This is a genomic window from uncultured Mesonia sp., assembly GCA_947499595.1.
Lineage (GTDB): Bacteria > Bacteroidota > Bacteroidia > Flavobacteriales > Flavobacteriaceae > Mesonia > Mesonia sediminis.
Genome location: CANMOY010000060.1, coordinates 1 through 243, shown reverse-complemented (window position 1 = coordinate 243; position 243 = coordinate 1). Strand labels below are relative to the sequence as shown.

Genomic DNA, 243 nt, shown 5'->3' with positions numbered 1-243 from the left:
CAATACGGTGAACAACGAGACCATTTATGTACGGGTAGAAGATCAAGACACCGGCTGTTTTGTAAGCCAAGGCTTTAGCTTGACCCTAGTGGTAAACCCATTACCCTCACCACAAGTACCCGTAACCCCATTAGAGGTATGTGATGTAGACAACGACGGATTTGCCGAGTTTGACTTAGATGCGCAAACCCCTATCATAGAAAACGGAGAGCTTAATTTAGCCATAAGCTATCACATTACTCA

The 243-nt window shown here is 44.4% G+C and carries 1 protein-coding gene; it reads left to right on the top strand.

All coding sequences use genetic code 11. The features are described 5' to 3' along the window. A partial coding sequence (locus tag ACH2AZ_RS12560; RefSeq protein WP_394908109.1) for a hypothetical protein occupies positions 1–243 on the top strand: 243 nt, incomplete at both ends.